At 69.8% G+C, this 21,301-nt stretch carries 27 protein-coding genes; 16 read left to right on the plus strand and 11 right to left on the minus strand.

Features of this window, described 5'->3' with window-relative positions; translation table 11 throughout:
* Positions 1-248 precede the first annotated feature (248 nt).
* Positions 249-1,136 (plus strand): SDR family NAD(P)-dependent oxidoreductase, encoded by an 888-nt coding sequence (locus tag IEY88_RS30285; protein WP_189158286.1) that lies wholly within the window; start codon positions 249-251, stop codon positions 1,134-1,136.
* Between the two features lie 93 nt (positions 1,137-1,229).
* On the opposite strand, the gene IEY88_RS30290 is transcribed toward IEY88_RS30285, so the two are convergent.
* Complete coding sequence (locus IEY88_RS30290) at positions 1,230-1,736, minus strand: SRPBCC domain-containing protein (protein ID WP_189158287.1); 507 nt, start codon at positions 1,734-1,736, stop codon at positions 1,230-1,232.
* Positions 1,733-2,035 carry an ArsR/SmtB family transcription factor gene (locus IEY88_RS30295; RefSeq protein ID WP_189158288.1) on the minus strand — a complete coding sequence of 101 codons (303 nt, stop codon included), beginning with the start codon at positions 2,033-2,035 and terminating at the stop codon, positions 1,733-1,735. Before IEY88_RS30295 ends, IEY88_RS30290 begins: the two co-directional genes overlap by 4 nt.
* Positions 2,036-2,154: 119 nt before the next feature.
* Here IEY88_RS30295 and IEY88_RS30300 point away from each other — a divergent pair, with 119 nt between their 5' ends.
* Entirely contained in the window at positions 2,155-3,147 is a 993-nt protein-coding gene (locus IEY88_RS30300) for a hypothetical protein (RefSeq protein WP_189158289.1), read from the plus strand.
* Positions 3,148-3,193: 46 nt separating this feature from the next.
* On the opposite strand, the gene IEY88_RS30305 is transcribed toward IEY88_RS30300, so the two are convergent.
* Complete coding sequence (locus IEY88_RS30305) at positions 3,194-4,057, minus strand: ParB N-terminal domain-containing protein (protein WP_189158290.1); 864 nt, start codon at positions 4,055-4,057, stop codon at positions 3,194-3,196.
* A complete protein-coding gene (locus IEY88_RS30310; protein WP_189158291.1) occupies positions 4,054-4,710 on the minus strand; it encodes a metallophosphoesterase family protein in 657 nt (218 codons plus the stop codon). The genes IEY88_RS30305 and IEY88_RS30310 overlap by 4 nt, the downstream gene beginning before the upstream one ends.
* Positions 4,711-4,774: 64 nt before the next feature.
* On the opposite strand from IEY88_RS30310, the gene IEY88_RS30315 reads away from it, so the two are divergent.
* The gene (locus tag IEY88_RS30315; RefSeq protein ID WP_189158292.1) at positions 4,775-5,854 is read left to right on the plus strand and encodes a DUF2332 domain-containing protein; all 1,080 of its coding nucleotides are present in this window, start codon (positions 4,775-4,777) and stop codon (positions 5,852-5,854) included.
* Here the strand turns inward: IEY88_RS30315 and IEY88_RS30320 are convergent.
* Together IEY88_RS30320 and corA are read right to left on the minus strand one after the other, a co-directional pair.
* Positions 5,838-6,215: a hypothetical protein gene (locus IEY88_RS30320; RefSeq protein ID WP_189158293.1), complete on the minus strand. Its 378-nt coding sequence runs from the start codon at positions 6,213-6,215 to the stop codon at positions 5,838-5,840. The genes IEY88_RS30315 and IEY88_RS30320 overlap by 17 nt on opposite strands.
* A gap of 139 nt (positions 6,216-6,354) precedes the next feature.
* The gene (gene corA, locus IEY88_RS30325; RefSeq protein WP_189158294.1) at positions 6,355-7,428 is read right to left on the minus strand and encodes a magnesium/cobalt transporter CorA; all 1,074 of its coding nucleotides are present in this window, start codon (positions 7,426-7,428) and stop codon (positions 6,355-6,357) included.
* 284 nt (positions 7,429-7,712) lie between these two features.
* Here corA and IEY88_RS30330 point away from each other — a divergent pair, with 284 nt between their 5' ends.
* Positions 7,713-8,216 carry a MaoC family dehydratase gene (locus IEY88_RS30330; RefSeq protein WP_090099673.1) on the plus strand — a complete coding sequence of 168 codons (504 nt, stop codon included), beginning with the start codon at positions 7,713-7,715 and terminating at the stop codon, positions 8,214-8,216.
* A gap of 1 nt (position 8,217) precedes the next feature.
* Positions 8,218-9,213, plus strand: coding sequence for a DUF2332 domain-containing protein (locus IEY88_RS30335; RefSeq protein WP_189158295.1), 996 nt, complete (start codon positions 8,218-8,220; stop codon positions 9,211-9,213).
* Positions 9,214-9,242: 29 nt separating this feature from the next.
* Here IEY88_RS30335 and IEY88_RS30340 read toward each other — a convergent pair whose 3' ends face one another.
* On the minus strand, positions 9,243-9,656 hold the full coding sequence (locus tag IEY88_RS30340) for an NUDIX hydrolase (protein WP_189158296.1): 414 nt from the start codon (positions 9,654-9,656) through the stop codon (positions 9,243-9,245).
* A 140-nt stretch (positions 9,657-9,796) separates the two neighbouring features.
* Here IEY88_RS30340 and IEY88_RS30345 point away from each other — a divergent pair, with 140 nt between their 5' ends.
* From IEY88_RS30345 to IEY88_RS30360, 4 genes are all read left to right on the plus strand, one after another.
* A complete protein-coding gene (locus IEY88_RS30345) occupies positions 9,797-9,955 on the plus strand; it encodes a hypothetical protein (RefSeq protein ID WP_169746024.1) in 159 nt (52 codons plus the stop codon).
* Positions 9,956-10,033: 78 nt separating this feature from the next.
* On the plus strand, positions 10,034-10,594 hold the full coding sequence (locus tag IEY88_RS30350; RefSeq protein ID WP_189158297.1) for a PH domain-containing protein: 561 nt from the start codon (positions 10,034-10,036) through the stop codon (positions 10,592-10,594).
* 36 nt (positions 10,595-10,630) lie between these two features.
* Positions 10,631-11,488 carry a PHP domain-containing protein gene (locus IEY88_RS30355; protein WP_373294212.1) on the plus strand — a complete coding sequence of 286 codons (858 nt, stop codon included), beginning with the start codon at positions 10,631-10,633 and terminating at the stop codon, positions 11,486-11,488.
* 12 nt (positions 11,489-11,500) lie between these two features.
* Entirely contained in the window at positions 11,501-12,115 is a 615-nt protein-coding gene (locus tag IEY88_RS30360; RefSeq protein WP_268241269.1) for a MarC family protein, read from the plus strand.
* On the opposite strand, the gene IEY88_RS30365 is transcribed toward IEY88_RS30360, so the two are convergent.
* Positions 12,112-12,414: an ArsC/Spx/MgsR family protein gene (locus IEY88_RS30365; protein WP_189158298.1), complete on the minus strand. Its 303-nt coding sequence runs from the start codon at positions 12,412-12,414 to the stop codon at positions 12,112-12,114. The two genes, IEY88_RS30360 and IEY88_RS30365, sit on opposite strands and share 4 nt — an antisense overlap.
* A gap of 177 nt (positions 12,415-12,591) precedes the next feature.
* On the opposite strand from IEY88_RS30365, the gene IEY88_RS30370 reads away from it, so the two are divergent.
* From IEY88_RS30370 to IEY88_RS30395, 5 genes are all read left to right on the plus strand, one after another.
* The gene (locus tag IEY88_RS30370; RefSeq protein WP_189158299.1) at positions 12,592-13,431 is read left to right on the plus strand and encodes a RecB family exonuclease; all 840 of its coding nucleotides are present in this window, start codon (positions 12,592-12,594) and stop codon (positions 13,429-13,431) included.
* A 73-nt stretch (positions 13,432-13,504) separates the two neighbouring features.
* A complete protein-coding gene (locus tag IEY88_RS30375) occupies positions 13,505-13,807 on the plus strand; it encodes a hypothetical protein (RefSeq protein ID WP_189158300.1) in 303 nt (100 codons plus the stop codon).
* A gap of 104 nt (positions 13,808-13,911) precedes the next feature.
* The gene (locus IEY88_RS30385; RefSeq protein WP_189158301.1) at positions 13,912-14,142 is read left to right on the plus strand and encodes an A24 family peptidase; all 231 of its coding nucleotides are present in this window, start codon (positions 13,912-13,914) and stop codon (positions 14,140-14,142) included.
* A 91-nt stretch (positions 14,143-14,233) separates the two neighbouring features.
* Positions 14,234-15,547, plus strand: a complete 1,314-nt coding sequence (locus IEY88_RS30390; protein ID WP_189158302.1) for an O-antigen ligase family protein — start codon at positions 14,234-14,236, stop codon at positions 15,545-15,547.
* Positions 15,544-15,972, plus strand: a complete 429-nt coding sequence (locus IEY88_RS30395) for a hypothetical protein (protein WP_189158303.1) — start codon at positions 15,544-15,546, stop codon at positions 15,970-15,972. The genes IEY88_RS30390 and IEY88_RS30395 overlap by 4 nt, the downstream gene beginning before the upstream one ends.
* Before the next feature lie 58 nt (positions 15,973-16,030).
* Here IEY88_RS30395 and IEY88_RS30400 read toward each other — a convergent pair whose 3' ends face one another.
* Genes IEY88_RS30400 through IEY88_RS30410 form a run of 3 tightly spaced genes read right to left on the minus strand, consistent with a single transcriptional unit; the run spans position 16,031 to position 19,853 of the window.
* Positions 16,031-16,909 carry an alpha/beta fold hydrolase gene (locus IEY88_RS30400; protein ID WP_189158304.1) on the minus strand — a complete coding sequence of 293 codons (879 nt, stop codon included), beginning with the start codon at positions 16,907-16,909 and terminating at the stop codon, positions 16,031-16,033.
* Between the two features lie 8 nt (positions 16,910-16,917).
* Complete coding sequence (locus IEY88_RS30405; RefSeq protein WP_189158305.1) at positions 16,918-18,249, minus strand: Rv3212 family protein; 1,332 nt, start codon at positions 18,247-18,249, stop codon at positions 16,918-16,920.
* A 5-nt stretch (positions 18,250-18,254) separates the two neighbouring features.
* Positions 18,255-19,853, minus strand: a complete 1,599-nt coding sequence (locus tag IEY88_RS30410; protein WP_373294218.1) for a DEAD/DEAH box helicase — start codon at positions 19,851-19,853, stop codon at positions 18,255-18,257.
* Positions 19,854-20,227: 374 nt separating this feature from the next.
* Between IEY88_RS30410 and IEY88_RS30415 the strand changes: the two genes are divergently transcribed.
* Positions 20,228-20,869 carry a ferritin-like fold-containing protein gene (locus tag IEY88_RS30415; RefSeq protein WP_189158307.1) on the plus strand — a complete coding sequence of 214 codons (642 nt, stop codon included), beginning with the start codon at positions 20,228-20,230 and terminating at the stop codon, positions 20,867-20,869.
* 43 nt (positions 20,870-20,912) lie between these two features.
* Positions 20,913-21,137: a DUF3107 domain-containing protein gene (locus IEY88_RS30420; protein ID WP_189158308.1), complete on the plus strand. Its 225-nt coding sequence runs from the start codon at positions 20,913-20,915 to the stop codon at positions 21,135-21,137.
* Positions 21,138-21,301: the final 164 nt, after the last annotated feature.

The raw sequence follows: 21,301 nt of genomic DNA on the forward strand, positions 1-21,301 counted from the left end.
CCCCTTGCGGGAAGGCGGCTCTTTCTATGTCACCCGATCGTGTAAGGGCGAAAGCCTCCGGCTCCCCAGGGCCGATCAGTCGAGGTCATCTGCCCTGCCGAACTCCGTTCACCATTGGGCGCTCGGCAGCGACATCTCATCGAAACGTGTCCTGCACATCTTCGGATGGTCCTCACGCTTGTCGAAGGCGGGTACAGGACCACAGGGGGGTTCCGGGGAACCGCCGCCCGAGTGAAAGAGAGCGTGCAATGGGGATCCTGGACGGTAAAGCGGTCGTCATCACGGGAGCCGGCCGAGGACTGGGCGAGGCCTACGCGATGCACGCTGCCCTCGCGGGTGCGTCGGTGGTGGTCAACGACAACGACGGTGACCTGGCAGAACGCGTCGCCGAACACATCCGCGAGTTCGGCGGCCGCGCCGTCGCCTCGAACCACACGGTGGCGGACCCGAGCGAGGCGGCCAAGATCGTCGACCTGTGCGTGGACGAGTTCGGGCGCGTCGACGGCCTCGTGAACAACGCGGGCCTGAACTACGAGACCGTCCCGTGGGAAGACGACCCCGAGACCATCAGGCACGTGGTCGAGGTGAACGTCCTCGGCGTCATCTACGTCGGAATCGCGGCGATGCGCGCCATGCGTGCCACCGGGGGCGGTTCCATCATCAACATTTCCTCCGGCGCCTCATTCGGCCAGCGCAAACTCGCCACCTATTCGGCGACCAAGGGCGCGGTGGCCTCACTGAGCTACTCGTGGGCACTCGACCTGGAGTCCGAAGGCATTCGCGTGAACTCGGTCTGCCCCGTCGCGCACACGCGGATGGTGTGGAAGTCGGAACGCTCCCTGCGCGCCATTCCGGCCGACCGCACGCCGGGCAAGGTGGCGCCGCTGGTGCTGTTCCTGCTCTCGGACCGCGCCGAGGGCATCACCGGGCAGGTCATCCGGTGCAACGGCAGGCAGCTGCACATCGTCGGCCAGCCGTACTTCAAGCAGCCGATCCTGGAGAGCGACAACTGGGACACCGCTTCGGTGGAGCGGGCGTTCACGGGCGTGCTGCAGGCGCACCTCGAACCGTACGGGCTGGAGAAGAGGATGCCTCCCCGGCTCCGTGCGCTGGTGGAGCCCTCGCAGACCGCCTAGCTGGTCGTGGGTGGAAGTGTCGTCGGGATGACTCTCCTGGTGGCGCTTCCACCCGCGGAAGCACGCGGGCCGATGGGAAGTGGTCGTGACCGCTCAGCGCCACGACGGGTACGCGGGCGCGACCTCGGCGTAGCGCTCGCTCCAGCTCGGCAGGGTCTCGTTGCCCAGGAAGGCCTCCGCGCGGTCGAGGAACGCGTGCGTGCCGGGTGCGAAACCCCTGGCGTTGCGTTCGGACAGTCCGGTGTGGGTGAACCGCAGCAGGGTCTCGTCGCCGTCGGCGGTGAGCTCGTAGCGCACGACGCTGTCCTCGACGATCTTCTGGTGCCACTCGTGTTCGAAGACCGCGGTGCCGTTCTCCGGCGGCTGCCACGTGAGGATGCGGCCCGTCACGCGCTTGGCCTCCATCGGCGCGGGCGGGTCCTCCGGCTCGATGACGACCTCTGCGCCTTGCGGGTCGACGGTTCCCTCGCCGAACCACGCCTTGCGCTCGGCGTCGTCGGTGATGGCGGACCACACGCGGTCGATCGGGAACCGGAACCGGCGGTGGAAGGTGAGGACGGCGTGCGGGCCGTCGGTGGTGATGGTGCCGAGGTCGTTCACTGGTTCTCCAGATGCTGTTCGAGTGCTGCCAGGTGATCGCGCCAGAAACGGCGGTACGGGGTGATCCAGTCGTCGATGCGTTGCAGGCCATCGGGTTTGAGTGCGTAGATGCGGCGCTGGCCGTCCGGTCTGACCTCGACCAGTCCGGTCTCCCTGAGGATGCGGAGGTGGCGGGACACGGCCGGCTGGGTCAGGGCGGGCAGGCTGTCCACGAGCTCACCCGCCGTGCGCTCGCGTTCGGCCAGCAGGCTGATCAGGTGCCTGCGGGTGGGTTCGGCCACGGCCTCGAAGACGTCCACGTACAGTTTTATAACTGACTACGTATATAAGCGCAAGCGTATACAGCGTTCTGGTGACGTTTCCGCACGTCACACTGATGGCCGCCGACATTGTCAGACCTGCCTGTCACCATCGGGACATGGCCGAGCGCAAGCCCAGAGTCACCGACTGGCGGCTCGTCGTGCAGTCCCGGTTGGACCGGGTCCGCGCGGATCTCGCCGCGCTCGGGCCGTCCGATCCGGTCGATCCGGAGGGCGACGTGTGGCGTCGCACGGCCGAGGCGCAGGCCGCCGTGGTCGAGGCGATGCTCAGCGATCGCGAGCCGTGGTGGCGCATGGTGCCGTCGTGGTGGTCGGGCTGGTACATCGAACGTGCGTGGCGCGCCCTGCACGAGGCCGAGGTGGCGACGATCTCGGCCGAGCGCGGGTTCCTCGGGCGGTTGCCGGGGCTGCAGGCGCGGGTGGCGCAGTACCTCGACGAGGACGATCCGCGCCGCCGCGCCCTGGAAGCGTTGCGGCCGGGGGAGTTCACGCCCGCGGTCGAGCGCGCGATCGTGGTGGACGCGCTGCGGGCCGCCTACGACAACTCCGACTTCGCGCACGCCGGCTCCCGCGCGCTGCGCAACAAGCTGATCGCCGCGTCCCTCGTGCTGTTCGTCATCAACACGGTCCTCGGCGTCGTCGGCATCGTGAAGCCCGGCATCATCCCGCTGTGCGTCGACCCGAAGGAGAACGCGCTGCCGACGGTCTGCCCCGGCGGCACGGCGAAGGCGTCCGGTGTGGACGTGTGGCTCGTGCAGGTGCTCGGTGCGTTCGGCGCGGTGCTTGCCGCCGTGGTGCTGCTCTTGCGCCGCCGGCCCTCGCTCTCGCCGTACGTGATGATCGGCTACCAGGCGCTGATCAAGATCATGCTCGGTGCGGCACTGGCGGTGGTCGGGATCCTGGCGCTCGGAGCGGGCGTCACCAGCGGGCTGATCGGCATCCCGTCGGCGGCGGCCCTGCTGCTGTGGGCGGTCATCTTCGGGTACGCGCAGCAGATCGGCACCCGGCTGCTCGACAAGTACACCGACGAGGTGCTGGACCAGGCCCGCCCGCTGCCCGACGCGGACGGCCCGCGGGTGGCGCCGCGCTGACCGGTCGTGCGATCCAGTCGCGCGCACCCGGCCCCGGCCGTCGCCCTCAGGCCCGCCCGCGCCCCTGCGACCGCGTCTCCTCCCGCACCGCGTTGATCACCTCGGCGTCCCACCGGTGCGTCCGGATCAGCCGGTACCGCTCCGCCGCCACCCACATGTAGGCCTCGGTCTCGGTCCGGTCGCCGGTCATGTCGGCCTGCCGCAGCATCGCAACGACCGGCTTGTACTCGTCGGCGTACCACCGGCGTGCGACCTCGGCGCGGTCGAGGAACTGGCCCGTGTCCTGCATCAGCCGGAACCCCCACGCCTCGACGTGCTCGCCGAGCTGGGCGTAGTGCCACGGGTCGGACAGGAGCACGGCGGCGCGGGCCTCGCCGCCCAGCGGCACGCGGTCGAGGAACAGGCGGCGGTAGTCCTTCACGATCAGGTCGCCGCGGTAGCGGATGCCGGACGAGTTGAGCCGGGTGATCACCTGCGTCACGTACGCGTCGATCACCTCCAGGCCCAGGGCGTGCGCCACCGAGACGCGGTGGTGGCCGTCGATGATGAAGTGCAGTTCGCCGACCCGGTACACCTCGATCGGCGGCACGCTCTCGCCCCTGCGTGCGGCGAGGGCCAGGCGTTGCCAGCGTTCGCGGACGCGGCCCGAGGTCGGGCGGAAGCGGCGGTCGAAGTCGCGGGTGCGGTCGACGCTGCCGACGATCGAGTCGAGGCGGATCGACTGCAGGCCCAGGCGTTTCTCCGACGCCATGCCCAGGGCCTCCACGACCTCGTGGAACGGCAGCATGATGTTCACGTCGTCGGGCTCCCGGCGCAGCCAGGCCGCGAGGCGTGACATCACCTGGCGCCGGCGGGCGCGCAGGAAGTCGCTCTCGGCGTCGGCCACGGGGAAGCCGGTGTCCCGTCTCATCGCGCCACCTCCAGCACCTTCGAGGGAATCACGTTGATCACCCGCGTCGAGCCCAGTGAACGGTCCGGGCGCGCGTGACCGTGTGGATGAATGTGGCCGTGCAGCATGAACGTGGGCTGCAGCCGTGTGACAAGTCCGTGCAAACAGGAGAAGCCGCGGTGCGGGCCGTCGGGTTCGTCGCCGCAGTCCAACGGCGGTGAGTGGGTCAGCAGCACGTCCACGCCACGTCCGTCCCGCAGCCTGCGCCACCCGGCCAGCCGGGACACCCGGCGGGCGCGGCGGGCCTGCTGCCGTTCCGTCCACTGGTTCGGGCCCTTGTTGTAGCGGATCGAACCACCGAGACCGGCGATCCGCAGCCCGGCGACGTCGACCACGCGTTCGTCCGCGTTCACCGCACCGGTTGGACCTGGCCAGCGCACCGGCACGCCCGCCTTGGTCCACAGGCCGCGCACGTTCGAGTAGCCCGACAGGTCCGCGTCGTGGTTGCCGGGGACGAACACGAGCGGCTTGTCCAGGGCGTTGGCCAGGTGTTCCAGGTAGTCGAACGGCAGGTCGCCCGCCGCGACGATCAGGTCCACGCCGGCGTACTGGTGCACCTGATCGGTCCACAGCTGTTCGACGACCTCGTCCGCGACAGCCAGAATCCGAGCCATCCCTGCACTGTAATGAGGCCTTTCACCACATGACGGGCGACGGCGCTGCCGTTAGCGTGGACGCGTGCTTGCCGAGCTGTTCGCCGCGGCCGCCCACGGCTGCCGCGACCGCAGTCCGCTGACCCAGCGACTCCTCACCGACGCCGCCGAGGACCTGAGACAGGGCGGCGTGACGACCAGGATCATGGCGGGGTCCGAACGCGACCGGGAGGGCTCAGCGCCCGGGTTGCGGTTCGCGGGCGCCGTCCACCGGCTCGTGCTCGAAGGGCGCGCGCCGGGCCTCGCGAAGCACTACCCGTCCGTCGGCGGCCAGCCGAACCTGCCGACGCTCTGGGAGGACGCGCTGCCCGTCCTCGAAGGGCACGCGGACGTGCTGAGGCACCGCGTCCACGCCACCGTCGTGCAGACCAACGAGCCCGGCCGCAGCGCGCCCCTCTACGGCGGCCTGATGGTCGCCGCGCAGGAAGCCGCGAAAGCCGCGCACCGGCACGTGCCGTTCTGCGTGCGGCTGCTGGAGGTCGGCGCGAGCGGCGGGCTCAACCTGCGCCCTCACCACGTCGGCTACCAGCTGGAGGACGCGGTCCTCGGCGACCCGGACAGCCTCCTGGTCCTGGACCCGGAGTGGACCGGCAGGCCGCCCGCCGACCTGGGCCACCGGCTGCGCGTCGTCGGCAGGGCGGGCTGCGACCTCAACCCGGTCGACGTGTCCACAGAGGACGGACGGCTGCACCTGAGCTCGTTCGTCTGGGCGGACCAGCTGGTGAGGTGGAACCGGCTGCGGGACGCGCTCGACCTCGCCGCCACCGACCCCGTGAGGGTCGACCGGGCGGCGGGGCCGGAATGGCTCGCGAGACAGCTCGGCCGCGCCGAACGCGACGTGCTCACCGTCGTGTGGCATTCCGTGGTGTGGCAGTACGTCTCGCCCGCGGACCGGGCGATGGGCAGGGCCGTGCTGGCTGACGCCGCGGCGAAGGCGACGCCCACGACACCGTTGGCGCTGCTGGTCTTCGAGCCGCGCCGCACCGACGACGACTACCGGTTCGAGCTGCTGCTCAAGCTCTGGCCGGCCGGGATCTCGCTGAACCTCGGCCACGGCGCGGGCCACGGCACGCCGTTCACCTGGAACGTCACCCCCTGGGAGTGACGACCGGGTTCACGACGTACCGGCCGTCCTGCACCTCGACGGGCAGCCGGAACTCGGCGCGGGTGCCGTCGTGCGTGTACTCGACGACGACGGCGCCGTCGCGGTAGACGCCGCGATCGACCCGCGCGGTCTGGAACTGGTCCGCGGTCGACTTCGCGACGTCCTCGCCGCCGACCGCCAGCAACGGCTCCAGCTTGTGGAAGTCGTGTGTGCGCAACGCGTTCGTCACCTCGGAGGCGAGCTCGTCCGGTGACTCGGCGCCGGGGGACGGCCAGAGCGCGATGGCCACGAACACCATCGTGAGCCAGCCGACCGGGAACACCAGCAGCCAGAACCTGAGGTTCGTCAGCCGCGCCTTCACGTCAGGGGGTTCCGCTGATGAGCACGAACACGGTGGTGATCCAGCAGAGCAGGAACGCGAGGATCCAGAAGCGGATGTTGGTGAGGATTCTGGTCATGACAAACCTCTTCCACAACGAGCAAAGCGGGCGAAACCGGGACTAGAGCCAGCGATTTCGGCGCAGTATTCGGTAGAGCGTGAGGCAGGCGATCAGGACCAGGCTCATGATCAGCGGGTAGCCGAACTTCCACTTCAGCTCGGGCATGTAGTCGAAGTTCATGCCGTACACACCGACGACCATGGTGGGCACGGAGATGATCGCGACCCACGAGGTGATCTTGCGCATGTCGGTGTTCTGCTGCAGCGTGATCTTCGCGAGCGTCGCGTCGACCAGCGTCGTCAGCAGTTCGTCGAACGCGGTGACGCGCTCGGAGACCTCGGTGAGGTGGTCGTCGACGTCGCGGAAGAACGCGCGCACCTGCTCGGGGATGAGCGGCGTGTAGCCCTCCGCCAAGCGGCGCAACGGGTTCGCGAGCGGCATGACCGCGCGGCGCAGTTCCACGACCTCGCGCTTGAACATGTAGATCTGCTCGGCGCTCACCTCGGTGCGCACCGCGAAGACCCGTTCCTCCATGCGGTCGATGTCCTCCTCGATGTGGTCGGTGACCTCGAGGTAGTTGTCGACCACCTGGTCGGCGATCGCGTGCATCACCGCGGACGGGCCGATCTCCAGGCGCTCCGGGTCCTCCTCCAGCACGTGCCGCAGCTTGGAGAGGCCGGAGTGGTTGCCGTGCCGCACGGTGATGACGAAGTCCTTGCCCAGGAACACCATGATCTCGCCGGACTCGACGATCTCGTTGGCGGTGTCGGGGGATTCGTTCGTCACGTAGCGAACGGTCTTGAAGACCATGAAGAGCGTGTTGTCGTAGCGCTCCAGCTTCGGGCGCTGGTGCGCGTGCACCGCGTCCTCGACCGCGAGCTCGTGCAGGCCGAACGTCTCGGCGATGCCCTCGATCTGCTCGGCGTCCGGCTCGTGCAGGCCGATCCAGACGAAGCCGTCCTTGCGCTTGCGCACCTCTTTGACGGCGTCGGTGTGCGTCCAGCGGCCGGGCAAGCGCTTGCCGTCGACGTACACCGCGCAGTCCACGACGTAGTGCGACAGCGGCACGGTGATGTGCGGCGGCGTCGGGCGCTGCTGGGACCCGCGGCCGCGGATCGAGGGCAGGCTGGGCATGGTGAGTTCCTCCAGGTACACGCCGGCGTGAAGTGCGAATGCACGACGGGCGCCCTGACCGGGGGAACTGGAACGTTCTAGACGGAGCTAGAAAGCCACCTCGGTGAGGACGCGCTTGGTACTGGCAGGGTGGGGGTCCTTGCTCATTTAGGGGTCCTCACCTCCTCGGGGCGAAGTCACTGGTGGTGGAAATCCTCACACACCGGTTGCCGAGGGTACTCCCTCCGTGTGAAGACTGTCTCCCCACCTGGGACAGATCTCGATCACACGTAGTTGGAGGCGCGGTGCAGTTCGGTCGGTACTACGAGGAGTTCGAGGTCGGAGCGGTTTACAAGCACTGGCCGGGCAAGACGGTGACGGAGTACGACGACCACCTGTTCTGCCTGCTCACGATGAATCACCACCCGCTCCACATGGACGTGAACTACGCGGAGAACACGACGGACTTCGGCAAGAACGTCGTCGTCGGCAACTACATCTACTCGTTGCTGCTGGGCATGTCCGTGCCCGACGTCTCCGGCAAGGCGATAGCCAACCTCGAGATCGAGTCGCTGCGGCACGTGAAGCCCACGTTCCACGGTGACACGATCTACGGTGAGACCGAGGTGCTCGACAAGACGCCGTCCAAGTCGAAGGACGACAGGGGCGTGGTCTACGTGGAGACTCGCGGCTACAAGCAGGACGGCACGGTCGTGTGCATCTTCAGGCGCAAGGTCATGGTGCCGAAGCAGTCCTACGGCGAGGCCCGCGGTGGCGAGCAGCCGGGACGGCCTGAACCCAAGGAGTGAAGTGACTTCTCTGGATCTCGCACAGCAGCGTCTGAGGGCGTTCGCGGAAGAGGCCTCGGCGATCTCGCCGCTGTACGAACACCTCGCGTCGCGTGCTGCCGCCGATCCGGAGGTCGCCGACCTGCTGACCGCCGCCAGCGAGGACAACGCCACGGGCGAGCTCCTGCTGGCGGCGGCGCACCGGCTCGTGCAGGCCGAGCCGTTCCACCAGCTCTCGAACTACTACCCGTCGCTCGGCGGGACGTACGGCGCGGACGAGAGCACCTGGCCGCTGTTCCGCGACTTCCTGCTGGAACGCGGCGACCGCGTGCGGGCCCTGGTGAGCACGCAGGTGATCCAGACCAACGAGGTGAAGCGCGCGGCCCTGCTCTACCCGGCCGTCGCCGCCGCGGCCAAGCAGGCGGGCGCGCCGATCGGGCTCGTGGAGGTCGCGACGACGGCCGGACTGCTGCTCGGCCTCGACCAGTACTCGTACCGGTACCAGACCGCGGAGGCGGGCCAGGTCGTCGCGGGGCCCACCAAGGCCGCGCTCGGGCTGCATTGCGCGCTGGAGCTCGCTCCCGGCGCCGCGCTGCCGAAGCTGCCCAAGACGGTCAAGGTGGCCGCGAAGGCGGGCATCGGGGTCGCGCCCGCCGACCTGACCGACGAGGACGCCTACGCGTGGCTGGAGGCCTGCGTGTGGGCCGACCAGCCGGAGCGCCTGCGCCTGTTCGGGGTGGCGTGCGGGGTGCTGCGCAAGAACCCGCCGCGCCTGGTGGCCGGCGACCCGGTCGCGGACCTCGCCAAGGCGGTCGAGCCGATCGACGCGCCGCTCGTCGTCATCACGAGCGGGTCCGGACTCGACCTCGTGCCCGCATTGTCGGCTTTGGGCAGAGAAGTCTGGTGGGCCGCGCACGAGGCCGGTGAGCTGCGGCTCGTCCGTGTCGGTGCGTCGGGCGCGGAGACGGCCGTCCTGGCGACCACCGAGGCCCACGGGCAACGTCTCGTTTGGCGTTGAGCCGCCCGCCCCGATCGGTTGAACCCTGATCAGGTCCTGGGCAGGCAGTTCCAGGCAGAGAGCGCTTCCACGAGCCCGTCGGTGGTCGGGAGTGTGTCCAAGGTCGCACCGTCGACCCAAGCGACATCCGATGCGTCGTCGCCCGCTCGGAGCACACCCGACGTGACCTGGCATTCGTAGTCGAAGATCAGGAAAACCCCGTTCGGGGCCGGTCGCTCCACGTGGCCGACGAGGCGTCCGACGGTGACGGAGAGTCCTGTTTCCTCAGCGAGTTCCCTAGTCACGGCCGTCTCATCCGCCTCACCAGGCTCCACGCGCCCGCCCGGTATCGACCACATGCCCTCACCAGGCGGATTGGCGCGTCGCACGAGCAGCAGTCGCCCGATCGAGTCATGGACGATGGCTCCGACGCAACGGATCGTGCGCTTGCTGCTGGCCGTCACGATCACGAAGCGTAGTCACACCGGATCGGCGGTGCTGTCCGCTACCCCGGCTGCGGTACAAATCTCCCAAGGTGCTTAATCGTGCTGTACAACGGTCACGAACGGCGCCAAACGGGTGCGACGCGGACGGGGTGGACACCGTGAACTTGAAGAAGATTCTCACTTTCGCTGGAATCGCCTTGCTGTTGTTCTTCCTGATCGCGGAGCCTCAGCAGGCGGCCCAACTCGTGCAGAACATCCTCAACTCGTTGCGAACCGCGGCCGAAGCGCTGATCACGTTCGTGCGTTCCGTCTTCTAGTCTGGTACCAGCCACCCGCCGGGGTGGCGGAGCAGGTCAGACAGGGCACTGCCTGGTACCAGGAAAGGCTGGTAGCGCATGTTCGCACCACGTGATCCGGACGACTACCTGCTGTCGAGCGAGCGTCGGGTCATCCGGGTGCGCAGGCACTGGTCCTACCTGATCTGGGACGTCCTGGAGGCGGCGGCACTGCTCGCCGGCTTCATGATGATCTCGTACCTGGCCCCGGCGGACGCGGCCGTGATCCAGAACGTGCTGTGGTACGGAGCGCTGCTGGTCCTCCTGCGGCTCTCCTACTTCATCATCGAGTGGTGGGTGGAGCGCATCGTCGTCACCGACAAGCGCTTCATGCTGACCTCGGGCGTCTTCGAGACCAAGGTCGCGATGATGCCCATCAGCAAGGTCACCGACCTCACCTACGAGCGCACCGTCAGCGGACGCATGTTCGGCTTCGGCACGCTCATCGTGGAGTCGGCGGGTCAGATCCAGGCGCTGAACCGCCTGGAGTACCTGCCGGACCCGGAAGAGGTCTACGACGCCATCTCGGAGCTGACCTTCGGCGACAAGAAGGCCCAGGCCGAGCGGTTCTCGATGATCAAGGCCCAGCGCGCCGCGCGCGGCAAGAAGATGGTCCCGTAACACGGGTCGTTCACCACGTCGTCCACACTGGACGACGTGGTCATCGATCTGCACACCCATTCGTCCGAGTCCGACGGCACCGACAGCCCTGCCGACCTGGTGAGGGCGGCGGCCCTGGCCGGGCTCGACGCGGTGGCGATCACGGACCACGACACGGCGGCCGGCTGGGCCGAGGCCGAGGCGGCGCTGCCGACCGGGCTGAGGCTCGTGCGGGGCGCCGAGCTGTCGTGTTCCTCCGCTGACGGCTACGGCCACACCATCACCGTTCATCTGCTGGCGTACCTGTACGACCCGACGCACGCCATGCTGATGAAGGAACAGTCGCGCCTGCGTGAGGAGCGGCGTTCGCGGCTGCAGAAGATGGCCGAGATGATGCAGGCCGACGGCTTCCCGATCGACCCGGTCGACCTGATGTCCCGCCTGCCGTTCGACGCGCCGGCCGGACGCCCGCACCTCGCCCAGGCGCTGATCCGCGCCGGGGTGGTGACGTCGGTCGACGAGGCGTTCGCGACGTTCCTGACCGGCGGTCAGTACTACGTCGGCCGCACCGACACCCCCGTCGAGCGCGCGATCGAGATGATCACCGAGGCCGGCGGCGTCACCGTGCTGGCCCACCCCTTCGCCCGTTCCCGCGGCCCCGTCGTGGCGCCCTCGGTGGTGCGTGCGCTGGCTTCTCTCGGCCTCGCCGGGGTCGAGGTGGACCACCCGGACCACGATCCCGAGACGCGGCGGTCGCTGCGGGAACTTGCCGACTCGCTGGGCCTGATCGTCACCGGGTCGAGTGACTACCACGGCACGAACAAGACGGTGCGGCTCGGCGCGGAGACGACGGCGCCGGAAATGCTGGATGCTCTGGCCGAGAGGGCGACGGGCTGCAAGATCCTCGTGGGATAGGGCGGTGTTCTCGTGTTCAACCTGCGGCTCTTCATCGAGGCCTCGATCACGCTGCTGGTGATCATGGACCCGCCGGGGACCGTGCCGGTCTTCCTGGGCCTGGTGGGCCGCAAGTCGCGCGAGGCCCGCAAGAGCGCGGCACGGCAGGGCGTGCTGGTGTCGTTCCTGGTCATCACGCTGTTCGCCGTCGCGGGCAACTCGATCCTGGCGTACATGCACATCGGCATCCCCGCCCTGCAGGGCGCGGGCGGGCTGCTGCTGTTGCTGATCGCCCTCGACCTGCTGACGGGCAAGGGCGCGACCAACCACCCCGAGGTCGAGGACGTGAACATCGCCCTGGTGCCGCTGGGGACGCCGCTGCTCGCGGGCCCCGGTGCGATCGCGGCGACGATCGTGTTCGTGCGGCAGGCGGACGGGGCTTGGGGTTCCTACTTCGCGCTGGCCGCGGCGATCGTGGCCGTGCACCTCGTGCTGCTGGGGACGCTGCGGTCCGCCGGGCTGCTGATCAAGGTGTTCAAGGAGAGCGGGATCCTGCTGATGGCCAAGATCGCCGGTCTGCTGCTGGCCGCGATCGCCGTGCAGCTGGTCGCGTCGTCGGTGCAGGGGTTCATCACGTCCGGGGTCTAGCGCTCGATGTGCGCCTTGTCGCCGTCGATGATGATCGGGCGTTCGATGAGGCTCGGGTTGGCGACCATGTGCTCGATCCACTTCGCGCGGTCGTGTTCGAGAGTTTTCGGGTACGCGGGTTCCTTGGTGCGCGCGATCTCCCAGGGCTCTTTGCCGAGCAGCGTGAGGACGTGGTCGAGCTCCTCGGCTGATGGCGCGTCGTCGAGGTAGCGGCGTTCGGTGTACTCGACGCCGCTGTCGTCCAGGCGCTGCTTGGCGGCGCGGCTCTTGGAACAGCGCGGGTTGTGCCAGATCTCCATGCGGCGAAATGTAGCGAGTTCGTGCCGGTCGTCCGGTCAACCGCCGGTGTCGAATTCGGCGGAGCCCAATTCGGCGCCGGCGATTCGGCCGGACGACCGGCTTCTCGACGAACTCGCCGCCATCTGCGGAGCAGGGGCGATCCAGCACTGTCAGGGGTGCTGAGTAACTTGGTTGGGGTGGAACAACTCGGCTTCGACTTCGGCACCGCGGCACCCCGCCGGCTCGTGCGCGTCACGCCCGCGAAGCTGTCGACGTGGACCAGCTGCCCGCGCCGCTTCCGGATGACGTACCTCGACCGGCCCTCGCCCCCGCGGGGCGGTGCCTGGGCGCACAACACGCTGGGTGCCGTGGTCCACAACGCCCTGAAGGCCCTCTTCGACCTGCCGCCCGAGCGCCGCACGCCGGACCAGGCCGTGGCCCTGCTCAACCGGCAGTGGAAGTCCGAGGGTTTCCGCGACGTCGACCAGGCCGCCGAGTACCGCACCCGTGCCCAGGGGTGGGTGCACGGGTACGTCTCCGCGCTGGACGTCGACTTCGAACCGCTGGGTGTGGAGCGGTGGGTCTCCTCCCCGACGGAGCGCATCGTGGCCGAGGGCCGGGTCGACCGCATCGACCACCGGGACGGTGAACTGGTCATCGTCGACTACAAGACCGGGCGTCACGTCCTGACCTCGGACGACGCCCGAGGCTCCCAAGCGCTCGCCCTGTACGCCCTGGCTGCCCGCCGCACGCTGCGCAAGCCGTGCCGCCGGGTCGAGTTGCACCACCTGCCGTCCGGCTCGGTCGCGTCCTGGGAGCACACGGAGGAGTCGCTCGCCCGGCACGTGCGGCGGGCGGAGGAGGCGGCCGACGAGATCGACCTCGCCACCGAGACCCTGAAGGCCGGCGGGGACCAGGAGGTCCTCTTCCCGCCGGTGACCGGGAGGCAGTGCCAGTGGTGCGACTTCCGGCGGAGTTGTGCGGAGGGGCAGGCGGCGGCGCCGTCGCTCGACCCGTGGGCGTTGCTGGCGCCTTAAGGGTGCCGGGGCTTTCGTGGGGGTGTTCGGGCCATGCCAGCCCGGACGCCCGTGGACCCGTAGGGTGGCTCGGGTGGACGTGGAAGCAGCAAAGCGACCGTCGCGGACCTACGGATTCCTGCGCGCCGTGAGCGGTGTGCTCGCCGTGGGCATGGTGCTTCTTGCTCTGGGGAACATCGGCGTCCAGTTCTACGCGAACTCCCGCGACCTGCCGGGGCCTGGGACGTTGTCCGTCGTCGCGCACGTGGTGGCGGCGCTGCTGGTGGTCAGTGCGCAGATCGTCGCTGACCGGTACGCGGACTGGAAGGCGCCGGTCGCGTCGCTCGTGGTGCTCGTGGTGAGCGCGGCGACGCTCTGGACGTTCTGGTGGGCCTAGTCCCGGGTCAGGCCGTCGCCGCGTTGCTCTGGATCAGCCCTGCCTTCAGCGCCTGCGCCCGGTTCGAGACGCCCAGCTTGTCGTAGAGGCGTGAGACATAGGTCTTGGCCGTCGAGGGCGGCACGTTCGGCGCGCTCGGCCGGGCGGTGCTTGGCGGGCTGGCGCTCGCGTGGCTCGGCTGGCCGGAGCTGGTGTTCGGCGCCGCCCTCGCGTTCGTCCTGTCGGCCGTCGTGTCGCTGGTCCTGTTGCTCCTGCGGCGGATCACGCTGAAGAGCGCGCTGCCCTTCGGGCCGTTCATGCTGCTCGGCGCGTTCGTCGCCGTCCTGGGTCATTGACTGGGCAATCGCACTTCCGCCGGGGCCTTTGGACACCTACAGTGTGCTCTCGATCCGCTTGGGGAGGCGGTTCGACCACGGGGGGAAGCCGATGGACGCGGGAGAAGTCGTTGGCACGCGTCGAGATTCGGTCGCGTTGCCGGTGCCGGTGCTGCTGGTGGTCGCGGGGTTCGCCGCGGCCGTGGTCGCGCAGGGCGGGTACTACCTGCCCGGCCGGGTGTTGTCCGCGGTGCTCGTCGGGGTGGCCGTCGTGCTGGCCCGCCCGAGGCCGAACCTCCTCATGGGACTGGGCGGAGCGTTCGCGGCGTGGGCGTTGCTGCGCGGGGTGCTCGAAGGCGACGTGCTCTCGGGGCTGCCGTCGGTGGCCGCCGCGGGTGTCTTCGTCGGTGCCGCGGTCGTTGCGGCACAGGCTGATCGCGACCAGCGCGAGTTTCTCGCGACGGTCCTCACCGGTGTCGGTGCGCTGGTCGGGCTCACCGGGTGGGTGGCCGTGGTGTTCCGGCTGCCGTCGTGGTCGACCGTCGCGGAGGGGTTGCTGCGGGCGGGGTCGACCCTGACCTACCCGAACGCCGCCGCCGCGGTGATGGCGGCGACCGCCGTGTTGTCGCTGGTCCTGCGGCCGACGTTGTTCACGGCGGTGACGAGTTTCCTGCTGTGCGCGGGAATCGGCGCGACGATGAGCCGTGCCGGGGTGATCGCGCTGCTCGCCGGGTTGCTGGCGCTGTGCGCGTCGCAGGGTGTCGTGGCGACGCTGACCGCCGCCGTGCCACCGCTGCTCGGGGCCGTGGTGGCGGTGGGCGCCCTGCTGCCGTCGATGCGGGTGGCCGACGAACCGGAACCGCTGCTCGCGGTCGCGGGGCTGGTCGCCGGTGCCCTGGTCGCGGTGGGACTGCCCAGGCTGGGCCGGTTCGCCGTACCGGTCGTGCTGCTGGTGCTCGCCGGTGGCGGGGTGGCCGTGTTCGCCTTCGCCGACCGCCTGGCCACGCGCGTCTCGTTCAGCTCACCCGACCGCACCGGGGCGACCGGGGCCGCGCTGGACCTCGTCGCGCGGACGCCGTTGCTCGGGACCGGTCCGGGGAACGGATCTTTTTTCTTCGACAGGGGCAACGAAGGCGCCCGTGTGATGCGTTATGTGCACAACGAGTACCTCCAGGTGCTCGTGGAGCTGGGGGTCGTCGGCTTGCTGGCCGCGCTGGGGGTCGTGGCCGCGGTGGTGGTCGGCCTGTGGCGCGGGCGCGGCACTCCGCTGTGGGCGGGGGCGACGGCGGCCGTCGTAGTTGTGCTCGTGCACAGCGGGTTCGACTTCCTGTGGCATCTGCCCGCCGTCTTGATCGTCGCCGGCCTCTGCGCCGGTCTGGGGTTTCCGTCCACTGAGGACGGGATGAGAGAGGGGACAGCAGCATGAAGAAGTTGACCGCGGGGAAGACGGCGGCGGTCGTGGCCGTGGCGGGTGGCGCGATCCTCGCGTCCATCGCACCGGTCCTGGCCGATGTGAGCGCGCAGTCGCCTTCGCAGGCTCTCGTCAGAGTCGAGTCGCCGGCGAAGTGGAAGGCGCTGGGGGCTGCGGTCGAGGTCGACGTGACGTTCTCCTGCCCGGCCTCCCCGTCGCAGGGCTACGTGAACATCAGCATCAGCCAGACCGTGCTGGGCGGCGTGGCGTCCGGCGGGACGTCGAAGAGCGTCACGTGCACCGGCGCGTTCCAGACCATCAAGCTCAGCGTGACGGCGCAGAACCGGGCGTTCCGCTGGGGGACGGCCTACGCCAAGGCGGAGCTGAGCTCGTGGCCGCACTCCGCGACGCACGAGGGTGAGATCCAGATCCGCCCGTGACGCCCTGAGCGGTCGCGTTGGCACGTGAGGAAGTCCTTGCGTGCCAACGTGGTGCGGCTCAGGAGCTCAGCCAGGCCCGCCACGTCGGCAGCAGGGTGGCGATGAGGTCGAGCGGCGCCTCGGTGTTCGGTGAGTGCATCACGCCCGGCAGCACGGCGAAGTCCGCGTCCAGCCGCTCCGCCATGTCGCGCTGGGCGGCGGGCGACCACGCGTCGTCCGAGTCGCCGCACACCACCAGGCACGGCGTGCCGGACGACCGCAGCGTGCGCGCCAGCTTCGCGACCTGGTCCGGTTCGTGGCGCAGACCGTTGCCCATGCCGAGCAACGCCGCTGCCCGCGACTTGAGGAACCTGGTGCGGTAGAAGTCCTTCAGCTCCTGCGGGAGCACCGCGTACGCCGGGTTCTGCTGCGAGCGCAGCTCGTTCAGCCGCTGGGTGCCCTCGACGCCCTGCTCGGCCAGCACGTGCTCGCCGACCTCCAGCACCGTGCGGCGATCCCCCGCGGGCAGTTCGGACGGGCCGGACGACAGCAGCGTGAGCCCCGAGACCGGGGCGCCCGCGAACATCGCCGCCCGCGAGACCAGGCCGCCGTAGGAGTGGCCGAGCAGCAGCACTTTCCGGCCGTCCGCCGCGATCTTCCCGATCAGCTCGGCGAGCACCGACCCGAGCGGGCCCGGCCGGTAGAGCGCCTCGTCGTCCGGGCCCTGCGAGTCCTGCTGGCCCGGCAGGTCGATCGCGACGACCTCGAAACCCGCGTCCGCGATCGGGTCGATCATCGGCGCGAAGTCCTCTTTGGAGCCTGTGTAGCCCGGAACGAGCAGCACGGTCGTGCGCATCGAGTCGTCGCCCACCGCGGGCGCGCGCAGCGCCGCGATCGTGCCGTAGCGGCCCGGGAAGTCGACGCGGTGCGCCCGGTGCGGGCTGATCTGCGAGTACACGAGCTGAACTATCGCAGCGCGACCAGGGTTTCGCCACGCTGCTCGAGTACGACCGGACCGGCTGTGGCCAGTTGCACAGGGCCCTGGTGGCCTTCGCGGTTCAGCCGGATCGTGCCCACGACCGCGCCCGTGGCCTGCTCGTACACCCGCAGACCCTCCTTCACCGGGATGAGCGCGCGGCCCGCGAGCGTCGTACCGGCGCCCAGCGTGCCCTCGGCGGTCCACAGTGGAGTGAGGGTGTCCAGCGACAGCGCGACCGTGCGGGAGCCGGAGAACCAGAAGGCGTTCGTCTTCGTCGTGAAGACGCGCGAGACGTGGTTCGGCGGGTCGGTGAAGTCGGCGTCGGGGATGTCGAGCGGCGCCTCGCCGACCTGGTTGCCGGTCTCCGCGTCGAACGTCACGATCCTGTTCGGGCCCGGTACCGCCACCGCGACGAGCTTCTCGGTGATGGCCACGACCTGCACGTTCTTGCTGCCGGTGACGGAACTGCCGAACACCTTGGGCTCGTCGGACTTGTCCGGGTTCGGCTTCAGGATCGTCACCCGGTCCGACGCGTCGTCCGGGCAGCGCTCGACCATCGCGAACTTGCCGGTCGTCACGGCCACCGAGCCGTACGCGCAGCCGACGCGCGGCTGCTTGCCCGGGTTCACGATCGCGCGCAGGCCGCCGTACTCGAGCGAGCGCACCAGGTCGTCGCGCCGGTACACCTCGACGAACTTCGAGCCCGTGGTGATCAGGTGCGAACCCTCGTTGAGCAGTGCCGTGCCCGGTTCCGCGTCGCCGTTGCGCTGCGCCCGCCGCTCGCCGGTGATGCCGTCGAGCGACGTGAGCTCGGAGCAGTTCGTGCCCTTGGAGTAGAGAGCCATCGCCCGGCCCCACGCCGTGCTCACGACGCACAGCGGCAGATCGCGCTCGTACGTCCAGCGCACGTCACCGGTCAGCGGGTCGCGCCCGTGGACCGCGCCGCCGTCGCCGGTCACGACCGTCGACGGCTTCTCCTCGCCGGTGTCCTTCGACGCGGTCTGCACGACCACGGGGGACAGCGAGGCGCCGCTGCGCGCCCGCCACACCTCGGCGAGCGACGGAGGCAGCGTGGCCACTTCGGGCAGCGGCTCCCACGACGACGGCCCGGTGACCGACGTCGTGGCACGAGCATCGCTGAAAGCCCAGGTCAGCACGGACGCCGTCACCGACACCACCGCGATCACTGCGACCGCGATGAAGTCGGCGCGGGTGCGCCAGGACCGGGCGGGCGGACGTTCTGCGGCGGGCACGGCCTCGTGCGCGGGCTCGTCGAGGACGTCCTCGACGTCGGTGACGTCGGAACCGGGGGACGACATGGTGATCAGTCTGCCGAAGGAGCGGCCTGTTCGGCAGAGCTTCGGCGACGCCGACGCCTGCGCGGCTTGTCCGAGGCGGACTTCTCGGCGGACTCGGGCGCGGCCGACTGCGTCTGCTCGCCCTCCTGCGTCACGCCCGCGCGGCTGCGCGTGCGCGAGCGGGACCGCTTCGGCCTCGTCTCCTCGTTCGTCTCCGCGGCCTGCTCGCCCTCGGTGCGGGAGGAGCCGGTGCGACGACTGCTGCCACCGCTGCTGCGGCGCTTGCGCTTGCCGCTGTCGAGCTGCTCCTCCTCTTCGGCGTCGAGGCCCGCGCGGGTGCGGTGGCTCAGCGGCAACCTGCCCGTGGAGCCGGACGGGATGCCCAGGTCGTTGTACAGGTGGTCGGACGTGGAGTACGTCTCCACCGGCAACGGCTGGCCGAGGCCCAGCAGGTCGTTGACCGAGGCCCAGCGGTGCGTCTCGTCCCAGTCGACGAACGTGACCGCGACACCCGTGCGCCCGGCACGGCCCGTGCGGCCGATGCGGTGGACGTACGTCTTCTCGTCCTCGGGGCACTGGTAGTTGATGACGTGCGTCACGTCGTCGATGTCGATGCCGCGCGCGGCGACGTCGGTGGCGACCAGCACGTCGACCTTGCCGGCGCGGAACGCCCGCAGCGCCTTCTCGCGCGCGCCCTGGCCCAGGTCACCGTGCACGGCGGCCGCGGCGAACCCGCGTTCGGTCAGGTCGTCGGCGACCTTCTGCGCGGTCCGCTTGGTCCGCGCGAACACCATGGTCAGACCCCGGTCGCGGGCCTGCAGCGCGCGGGCCAGCATCTCCGGCTTGTCCATCGAGTGCGCCCGGTAGACGAACTGCGAGGTGTTCTCGTGCGTCTGGCCGGCGTCGTTCTCCTCGGCCCGGATGTGCGTCGGCTGCGTGAGGAACGTGCGGGCCAGCGTGATGATCGGGCCGGGCATCGTCGCCGAGAACAGCATCGTCTGACGCTGATCCGGGACCATGTTCAGGATGCGCTCGATGTCGGGCAGGAAGCCCAGGTCGAGCATCTCGTCGGCCTCGTCGAGCACCAGCATGCGGACCTTGCCGAGCACCAGGTGGCGCTGTTCGGCCAGGTCGAGCAGGCGGCCGGGTGTGCCGATGATGACGTCGGCGCCCTTGCGGAGCTGCGCGATCTGCCGCTCGTACGGGATGCCGCCGTAGATGGCGGCGACCTTCACGCCCAGGTGGCGCGCGGCGTCGGTGAGGTCGTGAGCCACCTGGAGGCACAGCTCACGGGTGGGTACGACGACGAGGGCCTGCGGGGTGCCGTCGCCGGGCAGGTCGACGCGGTGCAGCAGCGGCACGCCGAACCCGAGGGTCTTGCCGGTGCCGGTGCGCGCCTGGCCGATGACGTCGTCGCCGGCGAGCGCGATGGGAAGCGTGAGCTCCTGGATGGCGAAGGTGCGGACGATGCCCGCCTCGCCGAGGGCCTTGACGATCTCCGGACGCACGCCGAGCTCGGCGAACGTGGGGGATTCGGACTGCACCGGGGCATCTGCCAGCAGCGGGTGCGACGTGTCTTCTTCGGGGACTCCGGCCTCGCTGTGTTCCAGGAGAACCGGGTCCAGATGTGCTTCTACTTCAGCGGTCAGGGTGATCAGCCTCTCTCGTACCAAGCGCGTACGAGCCCTGGCCGGGCCTCTCGACCGCGCTCGATGAGCAGCTGCGGGAAAGGTGTACGCGCACCATTTCAACGCCGCGCAGCATGGTCGTCACACTCGTCACGCCGGGCGTCCGAGACCCATTCTACCTGGCAAGACACATTTGACCACCTGGTGCGGCGATTCCGGCCGCTCGCGGCGCTCGGGGGGACGCCTCGCGGCACCGCCCCCACGCCCGCACATGCCCGGTGTGCGGGCGTGGAGGCGGCACCACGATTCGTCCGCCTGAACGCGCCGATCGGCCGGTGAGTGTCCGGCTCGCCGCACTAGAGTTCGGTCTCATGGGTGTTGCGGAGGGTGTTGTCGATCTTCTGGGAGCGGTTGCGTATGGCGAGCTCTCGGCCTTCGACCGGATGACGGAGGACTCGCGCACGGCGCCGACGCTGGCGGGCCGTGCGGCACTCGCACAGATGGCCGCGGCCGAGATCGGGCACTTCACGCTGCTGCAGAAGCACCTCGCCGCCGAGGGCATCGCCGTCGAGGACGCGATGGCGCCGTTCGTGAAGGGCTTCGACGCGTTCCACGAGTCGACGAGCCCCAAGTCGTGGCTCGAGTCGCTGGTGAAGGCGTACGTCGGTGACGGCCTCGCCGCCGACTTCTACCGCGAGGTGGCGACGTGGCTGGACGAGCCGACGGGGGAGCTCGTGCTGCACGTGCTCGCCGACACGGGTCACTCGGCGTTCGCTGAACGCGAAGTCCTGGCCGCCGTCGAGACCGATCCGCGGGTGCGCGACCGGCTCGCGCTGTGGGGCCGCCGGCTGCTCGGAGAGGCGTTGACGCAGGCCCAGTACGTGGTGGCGGAGCGCGACGGGCTCTCGGAGCTCATCGTGCGGGGGTCGGGGGACCTCGCCGGGATCGGTCAGCTGTTCCGCCGGCTCCAGCAGACGCACGCGCGGCGCATGACGCAGCTGGGCCTCGGCTAGGTAGGCTCGCGGTCGGAGTTTTCTCTTGAGCACGGAGGTCAGCGTGGAGGTCAGGATCGGCGTCGCGGACAGCGGACGCGAACTCGTCGTGACCAGTGAGCTCAACCCGTCCGAGGTCGAGACCCTGGTGGCGGACGCGGTGTCCGGCAAGTCCAGCGTGCTGTCGCTGGTGGACGTCAAGGGCGCGCGTTTCGTCGTGCCCGCTGGCCGCGTCGCGTACGTGGAGATCGGCCCGCAGGACTCGCGCAAGGTCGGGTTCGGCGCCTGAGTCGCCAGAAATCGAGGAGGGCCCCGGTCGTCACGACCGGGGCCCTCCTCGTTGTGCGGGACGGTGCGGTGCCGGACAGGGGTGCCGGCACCGACGGCCCTAGTTGTACTGACCTGAGAGGTTAGGAACGCGGCTGGCGGGTGGTAGGCCTTTGAGCGCGGTGT

Source organism: Lentzea pudingi (genome assembly GCF_014646255.1).
Classification (GTDB): Bacteria; Actinomycetota; Actinomycetes; order Mycobacteriales; family Pseudonocardiaceae; genus Lentzea; species Lentzea pudingi.